Source organism: Pseudomonas putida (assembly GCF_001636055.1).
GTDB classification, from domain to species: Bacteria; Pseudomonadota; Gammaproteobacteria; order Pseudomonadales; family Pseudomonadaceae; genus Aquipseudomonas; species Aquipseudomonas machongensis.
In genome coordinates, this window is record NZ_CP011789.1 from 2,798,440 (window position 1) to 2,817,109 (window position 18,670).

Genomic DNA, 18,670 nt, shown 5'->3' on the forward strand with positions numbered 1-18,670 from the left:
TCAGTGACGGTGTTCGCGGGTGACCCCGGCGTCGTAGTGGCTGACGATTTCCTGCCAGCCGGCGGCGATCAGCGCGGCCTGGCCAAGATCGTCGGGGGCCCGGGTGCTGCGGTCGCGGCGCAGCCACACCTGGGCCGGTGCGGTGTCGGCCTGCGGCAGGATCAACAGGAAGCTGCCGGCAACGTCGGCGTCCTGGCTTGAGCCCAGGTAGGCGCCACTGGCCAGCCACTGCCACTGATGGCGGCCCCGGCTGGCACTGCTGGTGTCGTCGACGAAGGGCGGCAGCGCATCATCGGCCAGTGCCTGCACAGCGGGCGCCTGGCCATTTTCCTGGCGCAGGGCGAGGATTTCCTCGGTGGCCACGTGCAGGTCGGTGTAGACGCCCTGTTCGGCGGCGTTGAGGTCACGGCGAGCGTCGATCTGGTGGCTGGCGATGGTCTGCTCGTCGACCCGTTCACCACGCAGCCCGACCACGGTCGCGGCGAGGGCGGCGATCAACAGCGCAGCCAGCAGTACATAGAGGGTTTCATGCCCGGCGCCGGCCGGGCGGATGACCTGGGCGCGGCTCATGGCGCGCCTATATCGGCATGGTCGACTTCCACCACGTGGCCGGGACCGGCGTCGAACAGCACGTAGAACTCGCCGTCGGGGCGCTTGAAGGTGAGGGTCGAGTCGTCGCCGAGCTTGCCGCCGACCAGCACTTGCTCGTCGTAGCCGATCACATCCAGCGTCACGCCCGGCGCGCCGCTACCGTCGGAGAAGCCGCCGGTGCACGTGATCTGATCGCCCGCCACCGATACGCAGTCGCACATCGGGTTGTGCGCCAATGCCGGCAGGGCGGTGAAGGTCAGCAGGGGCAGGGCAAGCCTGCGCAACAGGTGTTTCATCATTTGCCTCCTTGTTTCTCGAGCCAGGCGACGGTGGCTGGCGATGCCTTGGCCAGCGGTACGGATGCCTGGTGCATGCTGCCGTCCCAGCCTTCGATGGTGATCCAGATTTCGGCGTCGGGACGGGTGCGCGGTGGGATCGGCAGCGAGGTGCTCATGCGGTAGGGCGAGCCGAAGAAGATCGAGCCTGCGGCGCGCAGGTTGCGCGGCTTGCCGATGCGCAGGTAGATGGCCTTCGCGCCCTCGGTGCATGTCTGGCAGAGCGCGGCGTTGAACACCTTGAAGTGCCCGGCCGGGCCGTCGGCGCGTGGCGCTTCGTCACGCAACTCGGCCAGGTCCAGGCGCCAGCGGTCGACCTGGATATCCTTGACTACGTTGGCACCCAGGCCGCTGTCGCCGCGGAACAGGCTGGCATCGGCGAAGTACTTGGGCATGAAGCCCAGCGGGATGAGGATCAGCAGGATGTTGAAGTGGAAGCGCCATTTCAGCCACCACTGCTTCAGGCCGCTGGGCGGCAGGGTTTGAGTCTGGGTCTGGCTCATGGCTGGGCCTCCACGGGGGTGTCTTCATGCCTGCGCACGCGTGCCGGGCGCTCGCTGCGCTTGAGCGCTGCGGCGGTGGCCTGGGCGGTGCGCTTGGTCCAGATCAGCAGGCCACTGAGCACCATCAGGGTGAGTACCAGGCCGAAGAAGAACCAGATCAGCTTGATCGGCAGGCCACCGAAGTCACCGGTGTGCAGCGGGCGCATGGATTCGGTGACGAACTCCAGGGTCGAGCGGTCGCCGAGCAGGAACTGGCTGTCGACGTTGCGGGTGTACGGGTTGACCTCGGCGGTCTGGAACATCAACGGGTACCAGCCACGCCCGCCCATGCTGATATGACTGTAGGCGGTGGCTGGCAGGGTGATGAAGCTGATGTCCAGGCCGGGGATGGCCTCCTGTGCGATGCGGGCGGCCTCGTCCAGGTCGATACGCGGCACCGGATTGCCGTCGGGGCTCTGTGGCACTTGTTCGCGAGCGATGACCGGCACGATCGGCTCGGTGGAAATGGTGACGTGGTTGTCGCCGAGAATGGCCTGGATCAGGAACCAGGTGCCGGTGATCGAAATCACCGCGATGAACCAGATCGACCACACCCCGGCCAGACGGTGCAGGTCACCCCAGAAGATCCGCGAGCCGTGCTGTGTGCGTACCGGCTTGAAGAACCCGCGCCAGAACTTCTTGTACACCACGAGCCCTGTGACCAGCGAAGCGAGCATCGGCAGGCCAAGCAACGACACCAGGTACCAGCCCCAGCTATAGCCGTTGGTGAACGGCACCAGCCACCAGCCGTGCAGGGCGCGGGTGAAGGCCTGGAAGTTGAAGTCGGGGGTCTTGCCCTGGATGGCGCCGGTGTAGGGGTTGACGTAGAGCGTCGGCGACGTGCCGTCGGGGTAGGTGACTGCCGCTTCGAGGGCGAAGTGCGAGCCATCCGGCTGGCTGATGAAGCGCACCGCCATGTCCGGTTCGGCCTTGTTCAACGCGCTCAAGACCTGCTGGAAGCTCAGCCGCTCGGCGTTGTCGTCCGGTTGGCTGGCACGCACGTCGGGGTTCGCCAGCCAGACGATCTCCTGGCTGACCACCGCAAGCATCCCGGTAAAGCAGACGATCAGGACAAAGAACCAGATCGGCAGGGCAAGCCAACTGTGCACCAGAAACCACAGTTTGGACTTGGATTTTTTAATTTGTCGGGCCATCACTCGTTCTTCTGAGGAAAATTGCGGTCGAGTTTCGTCTCAACCTTGAAGGCTGCAATTAATAGGACGAATGAGAATCAAAAACCTGAAGCCTCAAATGCAAGCAAATGTTTCAAGCCCCACCCCTCCCGCTCTTGCTCTTGCCCTTGCTTCTAAGCGCGCAATATCCCAGCCACCACCCATCGCGACCTCAGGAGGCCGAGCAGAGGCGTCTGTAGGGCCCTGGCGCGCAGCGCCCTTCGGCGTCCCGCCGAAGTCGCGAGAAGTAGACTTGCGCAGCAAGTCGGAGTCCGCGAAGGCCCGGAAGGCGCCGGCGCGAGGGAACCCCGGAGCGCAGCGCAGGGGCCGTATGTGGGAGCAGGCGGTTTTTGCCTACTTTTTTCCAAGAAAAAAAGTAGGTCGCCGTAAGGGCGAAAAGGTGACTCCACGTCGCTACCCAAATCGGATATTCACGCGCCTCGAGCACCACCCAGCGCCCCCCAAAACCTAACTTTTTGCAAGATGTATCCGTTTCGTAGGGATAGCCGGGCCCCGCCCGATACCCCACTCGTACGGAAGCAATCTGATGAATCCCGAGAAGTCCCTGCAACTGGCCCGCCGTTTCATTGAACTGCCGCTGGAAAAGCGCCGCGTGTTCCTCGAGACCCTGGCCAAGGAGGGCATCGACTTTTCCCAGTTCCCCATCCCCGCCGGTGTCGAGGCCCCAGACCGCCAGGCGCTGTCCTACGCCCAGCAACGCATGTGGGTGCTCTGGCAAATGGACCCCCAGAGCGGCGCCTACAACCTCCCAGGCGCCGTACGCCTGCTAGGTCAACTGGACGCCGCCGCTCTGGAGCAGGCCTTCGCCACCGTACTGGCCCGTCACCAAAGCCTGACGACCGTCTTCGAACCCCAGGCCGATGATCGCCTGGAGCAGGCCCATCGCCCGCTCACCCGCGTGAACATCGAGCGCGTCGACCTGCGCAATCTCGCCGCCGACCAGCGTGAGGCACAGGTTCGTGCCGAAGCCGAAACCGAGTCGCTACGCCCGTTCGACCTTGCGCACGGACCACTGCTGCGGGTGCGCCTGCTGCACCTCGATGCGCAGGAGCACGTACTGCTGCTGACCCTGCACCACATCGTTTCCGACGGCTGGTCGATGAATGTGCTGATCGATGAGTTCAGCCGCGCCTATGACGCCTTTGCTGCAGGCCAGGCACCGCAGTTGCCAGCACTGCCCATCCAGTACGTCGACTACGCCCTGTGGCAGCGCCGCTGGCTCGAAGCGGGCGAGATGGAGCGCCAGTTGCAGTACTGGCAGGCCCAGCTGGGCGAGGAGCAGCCGGTGCTGGAGCTGCCGCTGGACCACGCCCGCCCGGCCACCCCCAGCTTCAGCGGCAGCCGCCAGTCATTCCCGCTCGACGCGGCACTGACCGAGCAGGTGCGCGGTTTTGCCCGCCAGCACAACCTGTCGCTGTTCATGGTCCTGCTCGCCAGCTTCGGCATGCTGCTGCAACGCTACACCGGCCAATGCGACCTGCGCATCGGCAGCCCGGTGGCCAACCGCAACCGCGCCGAGGTCGAAGGGCTGATCGGGCTGTTCGTCAACACCCAGGTACTGCGCCTGCAGCCACAAGCGCAACAGGACGTGCTGGCCTATCTGCAAGCGGTACGTCAGACCGTGCTGGGCGCCCAGGCGCACCAGGACCTGCCGTTCGAGCGCCTGGTCGAGGCGCTCAAGGTCGAGCGCAGCCTCAGCCACGCACCGCTGTTCCAGGTGATGTACAACCACCAGCCGCAGGTCGCCGACCTGACCACCGTCACCCTGGCGTCCGGCCTGCAACTGGCGCCGCTGCAATGGCGCAGCCGCACCACCCAGTTCGACCTCAGCCTCGACACCTACGAGCAAGGTGGGGTGCTGCACGCAGCCTTCACCTATGCCAGCGACCTGTTCGATGCCGCCACCATCGAGCGCATGGCCCGGCACTGGCAGGCCTTGCTGCGGGGCCTGGTCGAGCAGCCACAGCAAGCGCTGTGGCAGGTGCCGATGCTCGATGACGCCAGCCTTGCCACCGTGCTTCAGGACTGGAACGCCACCGCCCGTGACTACCCGCTCGAACGCCCGGTGCACCAGTTGTTCGAAGACCAGGCACGCCGCGCGCCGCAGGCCACGGCCCTGGTGTTTGGCGAGCACGCGCTCAGCTACGCCCAGCTCGACGCCCGCGCCAACCAGTTGGCCCACTACCTGCGCGCCCAGGGTGCCCGGGGCGACAGCCTGGTCGGCATCAGCGTGCAGCGCAGCGTCGAAATGGTGGTGGGGCTGCTGGGCATCCTCAAGGCCGGTGCTGCGTATGTGCCGCTGGATCCGGAGTACCCCGCAGAACGCCTGGCCTACATGATCGAGGACAGTGGCATCGACCTGCTGCTGACCCAGCAGGCACTGCTCGACAGCCTGCCGCTGCCCCAGGGCGTGCAGTGCGTGGCGCTCGACCGGTTGCCGCTGGACGAGCAGCCCACCAGTGCCCCGAGAGCGGATATCGACCCCGAGCAACTGGCCTACGTCATCTACACCTCCGGCTCGACCGGACGGCCGAAGGGCGCTGGCAACAGCCATAGGGCCCTGGCCAACCGCCTGCACTGGATGCAGGAGGCCTACGCCATCGGCGCCGACGACACCGTGCTGCAGAAGACGCCCTTCAGTTTCGACGTGTCGGTGTGGGAGTTCTTCTGGCCGCTGATGACCGGCGCGCGCCTGGCAGTGGCCGCGCCAGGTGAACATCGCGACCCGGCGCGCTTGATCGAGACCATTCGCCGCTTCCAGGTCAGCACCCTGCATTTCGTGCCTTCGATGCTCCAGGCGTTCATCCACGAGCCGGGTGTCGAAGCCTGCAGCAGCCTGCGACGTATCGTCTGCAGCGGTGAGGCCCTGCCGGTGGATGCCCAGTTGCAGGTGTTCGCCCGCCTGCCGGGCGCAGCCCTCTACAACCTCTATGGCCCGACCGAGGCAGCCATCGACGTCACCCATTGGACCTGCCGCGACGAAGGCCGCGACAGCGTACCGATCGGCCTGCCGATCGCCAACCTGCGCACCTACGTGCTCGACGCCGGCCTCGAGCCGGTCGCCCCCGGTGTTTCCGGCGAGCTTTATCTGGGGGGTGTCGGCCTGGCCCGAGGCTACCATCGCCGCCCGAGCCTGACGGCCGAGCGCTTCGTCGCCGACCCCTTCGTGTCTGGCCAGCGCCTGTACCGCACCGGCGACCGTGTGCGCCAGCGCAACGATGGCGTGATCGAATACCTCGGCCGCTTCGACCATCAGGTGAAGATTCGCGGCCTGCGCATCGAGCTGGGCGAGATCGAGGCGCGCCTGGCCCAGCATGAGTGGGTGCGTGAGGCCGTGGTGCTGGCGTTGGACGGCAAGCAGCTGGTGGCCTACCTGGTGCTCAACGAACAGCCCGATGGCTGGCAGCAGGGGCTCAAGGACTGGCTGTTGCAGGCACTGCCCGAGTTCATGGTGCCCACCCACCTGATGCCGCTCGAGCGCCTGCCGCTGACGCCTAACGGCAAGCTCGACCGCAAGGCGCTGCCGCAGCCCGATGCGGCACCACGCGGCGCCTACGTGGCCGCGCAAACGCCGGTGCAGCAGATCCTCGCGCAGGTCTGGAGCGAGGTGCTCGGGGTCGAACAGGTCGGCCTGGACGACAACTTCTTCGAACTGGGCGGCGACTCGATCATCGCCATCCAGGTGGTCAGTCGCGCCCGGCGCCAAGGCTTGCAGTTCAGCCCGCGTGACCTGTTCCAGTTCCAGACCCTGCGCGGCCTGGCTGGCGCTGCCGGGCGTGCGACGCAGGTGCAGGCCGAGCAGGGCGCGGTGCAGGGCCCGGCGCTGCTGACCCCCATCCAGCGCGCCTTCTTCGAGCAGGCGGTGCCTGCACGGGCGCACTGGAACCAGTCGCTGCTGCTGACCCCACGCCAGGCTCTGGATGGCACTCGCCTGCAGCAGGCGCTGGTGCGTCTGGTCGAGCAACATGACGCCCTGCGCCTGCGCTTCCAGTTGCGCGATGGCCACTGGCAAGCCGAGCACGGTGCGCTGCCTGCCGGGTTGCTGCGCGAAGAGACGGCCGCCGATGCCCAGGCGCTGGCGACGCTCTGCGACGCCACCCAGCGCAGCCTCGACCTGGCCGACGGGCCGCTGCTGCGCGCGGTACTGGTGCACATGGCCGATGGCAGCCAGCGCGTGCTGCTGGTGATCCACCACCTGGTGGTCGACGGCGTGTCCTGGCGCGTACTGCTCGAAGACTTGCAGCACGCCTACACACAACAGGCGCTGCCCGCCAAGACCAGCGCCTGGCAGGCCTGGGCCGCGCGGCTGCCTGCGCTGGCCGCGCAGCAGGCCGGCGAGCTGGACTACTGGTGCGCCCAGCGTGTCGAGCATGACCTGCCGTGCGACATGCCCCAGGGCGCCGCGCTCAACCGCCATGGCCGCACCCTGGAAACGCGCCTGGACGCCGAGCTGACCCGTCAGTTGCTGCACGTTGCCCCGGCCGCCTACCGCACACAGATCAACGACCTGCTGCTGACCGCGCTGGCTCGGGTGGTCGCGCGCTGGAGCGCGCAGCAAGCGGTGCTGGTGCAGCTGGAAGGGCATGGTCGCGAAGAGGTGTTCGAGGATGTCGACCTGTCGCGCACCGTGGGCTGGTTCACCACGCTGTTCCCCGTGCGCCTGAGCGTCAGTGACGATGTGGGCGCCTCGATCAAGGCGGTCAAGGAGCAGTTGCGTGCGGTGCCGGGCAAGGGGCTGGGCTACGGCCTGCTGCGCTACCTGGGCGATGAGGCCCAGCGCCAGGCGCTCGGCCAGGTCACGCCTGCGCGCATCACCTTCAACTACCTGGGGCAGTTCGACCAGCAGTTCGATGCCCAGGCCCTCTGGGCGCCCGCCACCGAGCGCAGCGGCCAGGCCCAGGATCCCGAGGCCCCCTTGGCCAACTGGCTGACCCTGGAGAGCCAGGTCTATGCCGGCGAGCTGTCGCTGCGCTGGGGCTACAGCGGCCAGATGTACCATGATGCCACCATCGAAGGCCTGGCCCAGGCCTACCGCGACGAGCTGGCGCAACTGATCGCCCACTGCCTGCAAACCCCAGCCGGCCAGGCGACGCCGTCCGACTTCCCGCTCGCACGCATCGACCAGGCGCAGCTCGACGCGCTGCCGGTCGCTGCCAGCGCTATCGAAGCGCTCTATCCGCTGTCGCCGATGCAGCAGGGCATGTTCTTCCACGCCCAGTACGAGCCCGGGGCCGGTGCCTACATCAACCAGCTGCGCCTGGATATCCAGGGGCTGGAGCCCGCGCGCTTGCGTCAGGCCTGGAGCGAGGCCATGGCGCGCCACGAGATCCTGCGCGCCAGCGTGCATTGGGAAGGCTTGAGCGAGGCGCAGCTGTTGGTGCAGCGCCATCTCGACCTGCCGCTGCAGGTGCTGGAGGGCGTGCACGACCTCGATGCCCTGGCCGCCGGCGAACGCCTTCGCGGCTTCGATCTGCGCCAGGCACCGCTGTTCCGCCTGCAGCTGGTGGCGCAGCAGGGCGGTGGTTGGCACCTGATCTACACCAGCCATCATATCCTCATGGATGGCTGGAGCAATGCCAGCCTGCTGGCTCAGGTAATCCAGACCTACGCCGGGCAACCGGTGGCTGCCGCCAGCGGGCGTTTAAGCGACTACCTGGGCTGGTTGCAACGCCAGCCCGTGGACGCCGGCGAGCGCTTCTGGAAGGCCGCACTGGCGCCGTTGCAGGGGCCGACCTTGCTGGCCTCGGCGTTGCGTCGCGCGCAAGGGCAGGGCAGTGGCGAGTATTTGCATGTATTCGACGGTGCCTTCGCCGAGCGCCTGGGGCAGTTCGCCCGCCAGCGCAAAGTCACCCTCAACACCCTGTTCCAGGCGGCGTGGGGCCTGGTATTGCAACGTCACACCGGCCAGGCCTGCGTGGCGTTCGGCGCAACCGTCAGTGGGCGTTCGGCGCCATTGCCGGGGATCGAGGAGCAATTGGGGTTGTTCATCAATACCCTGCCGGTCCTGTGCAGCGCAGCACCTGGCCAGTCGGTCGGCGAGGCGCTGGAAACGCTGCAGGCGTTCAACCTCGACCTGCGCGAGTTCGAGCATGTGCCGCTGTACAAGGTCCAGGGCTGGGCCGGCCAACAGGGCGGCGTGCTGTTCGACACCTTGATGGTGTTCGAGAACTTCCCGGTGGCCGAGGCCCTGCGTGATGGCGCGCCGGCCGGGTTGCAGGTGGGTGCGCTGCGCAATCACGAGCGCACCCATTACCCGTTGACCCTTGGCATCGAGCTGGGCGCGCGATTGAGCGTGGAGTTCGCCTACGACCTGGCACACTTCGATGCTGCGCAGGTCGAGCAGTTGTGCGCCGCTTTCTGCCAGGCGCTCGAGCAGATGATCGAGCAGCCCTCGGCCGCGCTGGGCAGCCTGCGCCTGCTGGATGACACCACGCAGCAGGCGGTGTTGGCGCACAGCCAGGGCGAAGCGATCGACCTGTCTGCCACACCGCTGGTGCACCAGCGCATCGCCGCCCAGGCCGCGCGCAGCCCCGACGCTCTTGCCGTGTCGTGCGAGGGCCACTCGCTCAGCCATGGCCAGCTCAATCGTCAGGCCAACCGCCTGGCGCACCTGCTCATCGCCCAGGGCATGGGCCCGGGCAAACGTATCGGCCTGGCCCTGCGCCGCAGCCCGCAACTGATCGTCAGCCTGCTGGCCGTGCTCAAGAGTGGCGCTGCCTATGTGCCGCTCGACCCGGCCTACCCGGATGAGCGCCTGCGCTACATGATCGAAGACAGCCAGCTCGACTTGCTGCTGTGCGACGACGGCTTGTTGCAGGGGCTGAGCCTGCCACCCGAAGTCCCGCGCCTGGTGACCGGCGAGCTGGTGCTGGACGTGCAGCCCGAGCATGACCCGCTCGTGCAGCCTCACGCCCAGGACCTGGCGTACGTGATCTACACCTCCGGTTCCACCGGCCGGCCCAAGGGCGTCGCCATCAGCCATGCCGCCCTGCGCGAGTTCTGCCAGAGCGGCGCGCAGTATTCGCACCTGGGCGCCAACGACCGCGTGCTGCAGTTCGCCACCTTCAGCTTCGACGGCTTCGTCGAGCAGTGCTACCCGCCGCTGGCCCTGGGGGCGGCGCTGGTGATGCGGGGCGAGGTGCTGTGGGATGTGCAGCAGTTGGCCGAGCACATCGTGCAGCATAAGGTCACCTTGGCCGACCTGCCAGCGGCCTACTGGTACCTGCTGGCCAAAGAGTGCGCCGCGCAGCCGGGCCGCGGCCTGGGCGCATTGCGCCAGGTGCACGTCGGCGGCGAGGCGATGTCGGTGGAAGGGCTGCGCCTCTGGCACGCTGCGGGCCTTGGCGAGGTCGCGCTGATCAACACCTATGGCCCGACCGAGGCCACCGTGGTCTCGAGCGTGCATGCCTGCCGCCTGGGCGATGCCAGCGACAGCCACGGCGTGCCGATTGGCCGGGCCATTGCTGGCCGCGCCCTCTATGTGCTCGACGGTGCTGGCGAGCTGTTGCCGGCCGGCGCGGTCGGTGAACTGTGCATCGCCGCCCCGGCCTGTCTGGCCCAGCAGTATTACCAGCGTCCGGGCCTGACGGCCGAACGCTTCCTGCCCGACCCGTTCGCCCGCGAGCCGGGCGCACGGCTTTATCGCAGTGGCGACCTGGCCTGCTACAACGCCGAAGGGGCACTGGAGTATGTCGGGCGAATCGATCATCAGGTGAAGATTCGCGGCATGCGCATCGAAATGGGCGAGATCGAAGCCTGCCTGCAGGCCCAGCCGGGGGTGCGTGCTGCTGCGCTGATCGCCCAGGCGACTGGCCAGGGGGCGCAGTTGGTGGCCTTCGTCGTGCCGGTTGCCAGCGAGGCAGTGCAGGGCGATGCGCGCACGGCCTTCGTCGCCGCGCTGCGCGACGCGTTGCGCCAGTCGCTGCCGGAGTTCATGGTGCCGGCGCACCTCGTGGTGTTGGAGCAATTGCCGCTGAACAACAACGGCAAGCTCGACCGCGCAGCCTTGCCACTGCCCGAGGCGGACGCGAGCAGCGCTGCCTATATCGCCCCGCGCAATGCCTTGCAGGCGGCGCTGGCGGACATCTGGGCCCAGGTGCTGGACGTGCCGCAGATCGGCCTGGCCGATCATTTCTTCGAGCGTGGCGGGCATTCGCTGCTGGCCATGCAGGTGGTGGTGCGCATTCGCCAGCAATTGCAGCGCGAGGTGCCGGTGCGGGTGCTGTTCCAGGCGCCGGTGCTTGAGGCGTTCGCCGAGGCCTGCCAGGCCCAGGCCGCTGAGGCGGGGCCGGCGTTGGTCAGTGTGGGCCATGACCGGCCGCTGGCGTTGTCCTACGCCCAGGAGCGCCAGTGGTTCCTGTGGCAACTGGAGCCGCACAGTGCGTCCTATCACATTCCGGCGGCGCTGCGCCTGCGCGGCGTGCTCGATCGCGACGCCCTGGCGCGCAGCGTGCAGGACCTGGTGGATCGCCATGCCTCGCTGCGTACCGCGTTCGTCGAAGAGGACGGCGAGGTCCGTCAGGTCATCGCCCCGGCGCTGACCTTCGCGATCGACTACCAGGCCATGGAGGCGCAGGCCGACGAGGCGGCCATCCGCCGCGAAGTACAACGCGAGATTCGTCGTCCGTTCGACCTGTTCCAGGCGCCGTTGCTGCGGGTTCGCGTGCTGGTGCTGGGCGAACGGGACCATGTGTTGGTGATGACCCAGCACCACATCGTCTCCGACGGCTGGTCGATGCAACTGCTGGTCGAGCAGTGGCAGGCGCGTTACCTCGCCCATTGCCGTCGCGAGGCCGCGGCGCTCGAGCCCCTGGCCTTGCAGTACGCCGACTTCGCCCAGTGGCAGCGCCAATGGCTGGAGGCGGGCGAGGGCGCTCGGCAACTGGCCTACTGGCGCGAGCAACTGGGCGACGAACAGCCTGTGCTGGAGCTGCCGTTCGACCGCCCGCGGCCTGCCGAGCAGAGCCAGCGCGGCGCGCGCCTCGACCTGAGCCTGGCCGAGCCGCTGGTGGCAGCGCTGCGCGAGCAGGCCAGCGCCCAGGGCGTGACCCTGTTCGTCTACCTGTTGGCCTCGTTCCAGGCCTTGCTGCACCGCTACAGCGGCCAGTCCGATATCCGCGTCGGCGTACCGGTGGCCAACCGCACCCGGGCCGAGACCGAGTCGATGGTCGGCTTTTTCGTCAACACCCAGGTGCTGCGCGCCCAGGTCGACGGCGCGGCCGGTTTCGATCAACTGCTGCAACAGGTACGCCAGGCCGTGCTCGGCGCCCAGGCCCACCAGGACCTGCCGTTCGAGCAACTGGTCGACGCCCTGCAGCCCCAGCGCAGCCTGAGCTACAGCCCGCTGTTCCAGGTCATGCACAACCATCAGGTGACGCCTGCCACCGCGACCTCCCTGCAAGGCCTGACGCTCGAACCGCTCAGCTGGGACAGCGGCACCGCGCAATTCGACCTGAGCCTGGACACCACCGAGGTCGAGGCACGCATCGAAGTGTCGCTGACCTACGCCACCGACCTGTTCGACCACGCCACCATCGAGCGTCTGGCCGACCATTGGCAGCACCTGCTGCAGGCCGTGGTGCACGACCCGCAGTGCCCGGTGGCGCGGCTGCCGCTGCTGGCCGCCGATGAACAGCAGCGCATGCTTGAGGCGTGGAATTCGGCAGCGCTGCCGCCTGCGACCCACGCCAGCCTGCACGGTCTGATCCAGGCCCGCGCCGCGCAGGCCCCCGAGGCCCTGGCGCTGATCTGCGGCGCGCGTGAGCTGAGCTACCGCGAGCTCGACACGCAGGCCAATCGCCTGGCCCATCGCCTGCGCGCCCTGGGTGTCGGCCCGGAAGTGCGGGTGGGTGTGGCACTGCCGCGCAGCGCCGAACTGGTGGTGGCCTTGCTGGCGGTGCTCAAGGCCGGTGGCGCCTATGTGCCGCTGGACCTGGCCTACCCGCGCGAGCGCCTGGCGCACATGCTCGGCGACAGCCAGGCACACCTGCTGCTGACCCAGGCCGATCAGGCCGCGCAATTGGCGTCGGTGATCAGCGAAGGCCAGTCGCTGCTGTTGCTCGATGACGACCCGCAGTTGGCGCTGCAACCGACCCATGCGCCGGTCCAGCATGACGATGCCGAGCACCTGGCGTACGTGATCTACACCTCCGGCTCCACCGGCCTGCCCAAGGGCGTGGCGATCACCCATGGCAATGCCGTGGCGCTGGTGCGCTGGGCCCAGGAGCTGTACAGCCAGGACGACCTGCAAGGCGTGCTGGCGAGTACCTCGATCTGCTTCGACCTGTCGGTCTGGGAGCTGTTCGTGACCCTGGCCGGCGGCGGTCATTTCATCCTCGCCGACAACGCCCTGGCGCTGCCGGAGCTGCCCGCGCGCGAGCGCGTGACCCTTATCAACACCGTGCCGTCGGCGATTGCCGCGCTGCTGCAGGCCGGGGCGATTCCGCCCAGTGTGCGTACCATCAACCTGGCGGGCGAACCGCTGAAGCAGTCGCTGGTCGATGCGCTGTATGCGCTGCCGGGTATCGAGCGCGTGCACGACCTCTACGGGCCGTCCGAAGACACCACCTATTCGACCTGCGTGCTGCGCCAGGCCAACGGCCGGGCCAGCATTGGCCGGCCGCTGCCGGGCACCGCCGCCTATGTGCTGGATGGCCACCTGCAGCCGCAGCCGGTGGGTGTGGCGGGCGAGCTGTACCTGGCCGGCGAGGGCCTGGCGCGCGGTTACCTGCGTCGGCCAGGGCTGAGTGCCGAGCGCTTCGTCGCCGACCCGTTCACCGGTGAAGGCGGGCGCATGTACCGCACCGGCGACCTGGTGCGTTACCGCGAAGACGCGTCGATCGAATACCTGGGGCGTATCGACCATCAGGTCAAGGTGCGTGGTTTCCGTATCGAGCTGGGGGAGATCGAGGCACGCCTGCTGGCGCACCCCGAGGTGCGTGAGGTGGCGGTGGTCGCCCGTCAGGGCGAACTGGGTACGCAACTGGTCGGCTATGTCGCTGCTGCGGCATTGCACGACGATGCCGAGCCGCTCAAGGCCTGGCTCAAGCAGACCTTGCCGGACTACATGGTGCCGACCCACTGGCTGTTCCTCGAACGTCTGCCACTGACCCCCAACGGCAAGCTCGACCGCAAGGCGCTGCCCACGCCGCAGGCCAGTGCCCCGACGCGCCAGGTAGCACCGCGCAGCGTGCTTGAAAAACGCCTGGTGGCGATCTGGGAGGAAGTCTTGAAGGTTTCGCCGATTGGCGTGACCGACAACTTCTTCGAACTGGGCGGCGATTCGATCATCTCGATCCAGGTGGTCAGCCGGGCGCGTCAGGCGGGTATCCGCTTCACGCCCAAGGCGCTGTTCCAGCACCAGACCGTCCAAGGGCTGGCGACCGTGGCCCAGGAAGGCGAGGGTGCGCAACTGATCGAGCAGGGCCCGTTGACTGGCGAGATGCCGCTGCTGCCGATCCAGCAAGCGTTCTTCGACACCGACATCCCCGAGCGTCATCACTGGAACCAGTCGGTGCTGCTCAAGCCGGCCCAGCCGCTGCATGCGGGTTACCTGGAGCAGGCATTGCAGGCGCTGGTCGCGCACCACGATGCGCTGCGCCTGAGCTTCACCGAAAGCGAGGCAGGCTGGCAGGCGCATTACCGCCCGCTTGGCGAGCAGCCGACCGAGCTGATGTGGCAGCGCACCCTGAACGCTGCCGACGAACTGGAAGCCCTGGCCGAATCGGCCCAGCGCAGCCTGTCGCTGGGCGATGGCCCGTTGTTGCGTGCCGTGCTGGCCGACCTGCCGGACGGCAGCCAGCGCCTGTTGCTGGTGATCCACCACCTGGCGGTGGACGGCGTGTCGTGGCGCATCCTGTTCGAAGACCTGCAACTGGCCTTCGAGCAACTGAGCAGCGGCAAACCCCTGGCCTTGCCGGGCAAGACCAGCTCGCAACGCGACTGGGCCGAGCAATTGCGTCGTTACGCCACCGAGCACAGCGCTGAGCTGGGCTACTGGCAGCAACGCCTGCAGGGCGCCGCCGAGTTGCCGTGCGCCGCACCAACGGCGGTGCTGGACAACGCCCATGCGGCGATGGTCCATACGCGCCTGGACAAAACCACGACCCAGCGCCTGCTGCAGGAAGCGCCGGCCGCCTATCGCACCCAGGTCAACGATCTGCTGCTGACCGCCCTGGCCCGCACCCTGTGCCGCTGGAGCGGGCAGGGCAGCGTGCTGGTGGAGCTGGAAGGCCATGGCCGTGAAGAACTGGCCGAGCACCTCGACCTGACCCGTACCGTCGGCTGGTTCACCAGCGTCTTCCCGGTGTGCCTGACCCCGGCCGAAGCGCTGGGCGACTCGCTCAAGCAGATCAAGGAGCAGTTGCGCAGCGTGCCCAACAAAGGGCTGGGCTTCGGCGCCCTGCGCCGCTTCGCCGATGCCGCGACCCGTGAAGCGCTGCAGGCCTTGCCGGTGGCACGCGTGACCTTCAACTACCTGGGCCAGTTCGATGGCAGCTTCCAGTCCGACGATGGCGCGCTGTTCAGCCCGAGCGGCGAGGCCAGTGGCGCCGAGCAGAGCGCCCAGGCGCCGCTGGCCAACTGGCTGGGCATCAACGGCCAGGTGTACGACGGCGAACTGGACCTGAGCTGGACCTACAGCACGCAGATGTTCGACCACGCCACCCTGCAAGCCTTGGCCCGCGATTTCGCCGAGCAGTTGCAGGCCCTGGTCGAGCATTGCTGCCAGCCTGGCCAAGCAGGCGTGACACCTTCGGACTTCCCGCTCTACCCGCTGGCCCAGGCGCAACTGGATGCGCTGCCGGTCGCTGCGCGGCAGATCGAAGACATCGTGCCGTTGTCGCCGATGCAGCAGGGCATGCTGTTCCACAGCCTGTACCAGCAGGACGCCAGCGACTACGTGAACCAGATGCGGGTGGACATCGACGGCCTGGACCCGGCGCGTTTCCGCGAGGCCTGGCAGCAGGCGCTGGACGCCCACGACAGCCTGCGCAGCGTGTTCCTCTGGCAGGGCGATGTCGAGCGGCCGCTGCAACTGGTGCACAAGCAGGTCGAGGTGCCGTTCCGCGTGCTCGACCTGCGTGGCGACCAGGACCTGGCCGCCGCCCTCGATCGCCTGGCGGCCGAGGAACAGGCCCAGGGCTTCGACCTTGCCCGCGCGCCGCTGCTGCGCCTGGTGCTGGTACGTACGGCTGATGAGCGTCACCATCTGATCTACACCCATCACCACATCCTGCTCGACGGCTGGAGCAATTCGCAGCTGCTGGGTGAGGTGCTGCAGCGCTACGCCGCGCGCCGCGAGATCGGCCATGTCGGGCGTTACCGCGACTACCTGGCCTGGCTGCAGGCCCAGGATGCCGGGCTGAGCGAGCGTTTCTGGACCGAGCAACTGAGTGTGCTCGAGGCCCCGACCCGACTGGCCCAGGCCTTCGTGCGCCGCGAAGCCGTGGCGCAAGCGCCGTTTGGCGATCACTACCAGCAGTTCGATGCCGCATTCACCCAGCGCTTGGGCGAGTTGGCGCGCCGTCACAAGGTGACCGTCAACACCTTGTTGCAGGGCGCCTGGCTGATCCTCCTGCAGCGCTACACCGGCCAGCAGGCGCTGTGCTTCGGCGCCACGGTTTCGGGGCGTCCGGCGGAGATCGTCGGTATCGAACGCCAGGTCGGGCTGTTCATCAATACCCTGCCGGTGGTGGCGCAGGTGCGAGCCGAGCAGGCGCTGGGCGAATGGCTTGCCGAGTTGCAGCAGCACAACCTGGCCCTGCGCGAGCACGAGCACACCGCGCTGTACGATATCCAGCGCTGGGCCGGGCAGGGCGGCGAGGCGCTGTTCGACACCCTGGTGGTGTTCGAGAACTACCCGGTGGCCGAGGCCCTGCGCCAGGCCGAGGTGCCCGCCCTGGGCTTCGGCGCCATCGACAGCCACGAGCGCACCAACTACCCGCTGACCCTGGCCATCGCCCTGGAGCAGACCCTGCAGGTGCACTACAGCTACCTGCGCGAAGCGTTCGACGATGCGCGCATCGTGCAGGTCGCCGGGCACCTGCGCCAGGTCCTCGAGCAACTGCTCGAGGCGGCTCCAGGCCAGGCCATCGGTGCGCTGGAGCTGACCACCGGGCAGGAGCGTGCGCAACTGGTGGAGCAGTGGAATCACGTCGATGCACGCTTCGATTCGCCTCGTGCAGTGCACCAGTTGTTCGAGGCCCAGGCGCAGCGCACGCCGGAGGCGGTGGCGGTGTTGTTCGGCGAGCAGCAAATGAGTTATGCCGAACTCGACCAGCAGGCCAACCGCCTGGCCCATGGCTTGATCGAGGCAGGGCTGGGCGCCGAGGCGCTGGTGGGGGTGGCGCTGGAGCGTGGCCCGCAGATGCTGGTTGCGTTGCTGGCGGTGCTCAAGGCCGGCGCGGCCTATGTGCCGCTCGACCCGGAGTACCCCGAAGAGCGCCTGGCCTACCTCATGCAGGACTCGCGCATGGCGTTGTTGCTCACCCATTCGCAGTTGCTGGCGCGCCTGCCTGCCGCGCAAACCGTGGCGACCTTGTGCATCGACCAACTGGCCAGCGCCTCGCTGCCGAGCAGCGCGCCGCAGCGCCCGGTGCACGCCGAGGGCCTGGCGTACGTGATCTACACCTCCGGCTCCACCGGCCAGCCCAAGGGCGTTGCCGTGGCCCATGGCCCGTTGGCCATGCACTGCCTGGCGATTGGTGAGCGCTACGCCATGAGCGCACGCGACTGCGAGCTGCACTTCATGTCGTTCGCCTTCGACGGTGCCCATGAACGCTGGCTGACCTGCCTGTTGCACGGCGGCCGCCTGCTGATTCGCGATCCGCAACTGTGGACCGCCGAGCAGGCCTGCGCGGCCATGCACCGGCATGGCGTCACCGTCGCCGCATTCCCGCCGGTATACCTGCAGCAGTTGGCCGAACACGTGCGTGAGCACGGCAACCCGCCGCCGGTGCGCATCTACTGCTTCGGTGGCGACGCGGTGCCGGAAGCCGCGTTCGAGCTGGTCAAGGCCGTGCTTGCGCCCGAGCACATCATCAATGGCTATGGCCCGACCGAAACCGTGGTCACCCCGCTGATCTGGAAAGCCGATCGCGCCGAACGTTGCCAGGCAGCCTATGCGCCGATCGGCAGCCGCATCGGCAACCGCAGTGCCTATGTGCTCGACGATTCGGCGGCGTTGCTGCCCCAGGGCGTCGCGGGCGAGCTGTACCTCGGCGGCACAGGGGTGGCGCGCGGCTACCTGCACCGCCCCTCGCTCACCGCCGAGCGCTTCGTTCCGGACCCTTACGGTGTGCCGGGCGCACGCCTGTACCGCAGTGGCGACCTGGTGCGCCAGCGCGCCGATGGTGTGGTCGACTACCTGGGACGGGTCGATCACCAGGTCAAGATCCGCGGCTTCCGCATCGAACTGGGTGAGATCGAGGCGCGCCTGCAGGCCCAGGACGGCGTGCGTGAAGCGGTGGTGCTGGCCCGCCCTGGCGTCGGTGGCCCGCAACTGGTGGGCTACGTGCTGGCCAGCGCGCAAGGCCTGGCGCTCGGCGAGGCTAAATTGCGCGAGCAGCTCAACGTTCGTCTTAAGGAGACACTGCCGGGTTACATGGTCCCCACCTATCTGGTCTTCCTCGAAGCACTGCCCCTGACACCCAACGGCAAGCTGGACCGCAAGGCCCTGCCGGCCCCGGATGCCAGCCTGATGCAACGCGACTACCGCGCGCCGCAAGGCGAGCTGGAAAGCGCCATCGCCGATATCTGGGCTGCGGTGCTGAAGGTCGACCGCTTGGGGCGTGACGACAACTTCTTCGAACTGGGCGGGCATTCGCTGCTGGCGACACAAGCCACGGCAGCCGCACAGGCGCAACTGCAGGTACAGGTGCCACTGGAGCTGATCTTCCAGGCCGACGACCTGCAGGGCTATGCGCAAGCGCTGGAAGGGTTGCGGACCACCGATCTCGAGCAGGATCTGAGCGATATGCATGACTTCCTCACCGAGTTGGAGACGAACTGA

General features: G+C 67.8%; 5 protein-coding genes. 1 reads left to right on the forward strand and 4 read right to left on the reverse strand.

Annotated features, from left to right (window positions below; translation table 11 throughout):
- Genes AB688_RS12575 through AB688_RS12590 form a run of 4 tightly spaced genes read right to left on the reverse strand, consistent with a single transcriptional unit; the run spans position 1 to position 2,622 of the window.
- The gene (locus tag AB688_RS12575; RefSeq protein WP_063544435.1) at positions 1-570 is read right to left on the reverse strand and encodes a DUF6162 family protein; all 570 of its coding nucleotides are present in this window, start codon (positions 568-570) and stop codon (positions 1-3) included.
- A complete protein-coding gene (locus AB688_RS12580) occupies positions 567-887 on the reverse strand; it encodes a hypothetical protein (protein ID WP_054893234.1) in 321 nt (106 codons plus the stop codon). The genes AB688_RS12575 and AB688_RS12580 overlap by 4 nt, the downstream gene beginning before the upstream one ends.
- Entirely contained in the window at positions 887-1,429 is a 543-nt protein-coding gene (locus AB688_RS12585) for a hypothetical protein (protein WP_054893235.1), read from the reverse strand. Before AB688_RS12585 ends, AB688_RS12580 begins: the two co-directional genes overlap by 1 nt.
- A complete protein-coding gene (locus AB688_RS12590) occupies positions 1,426-2,622 on the reverse strand; it encodes a PepSY-associated TM helix domain-containing protein (protein WP_054893236.1) in 1,197 nt (398 codons plus the stop codon). The genes AB688_RS12585 and AB688_RS12590 overlap by 4 nt, the downstream gene beginning before the upstream one ends.
- A gap of 565 nt (positions 2,623-3,187) precedes the next feature.
- Here AB688_RS12590 and AB688_RS12595 point away from each other — a divergent pair.
- The gene (locus AB688_RS12595) at positions 3,188-18,670 is read left to right on the forward strand and encodes a non-ribosomal peptide synthetase (protein WP_063544436.1); all 15,483 of its coding nucleotides are present in this window, start codon (positions 3,188-3,190) and stop codon (positions 18,668-18,670) included.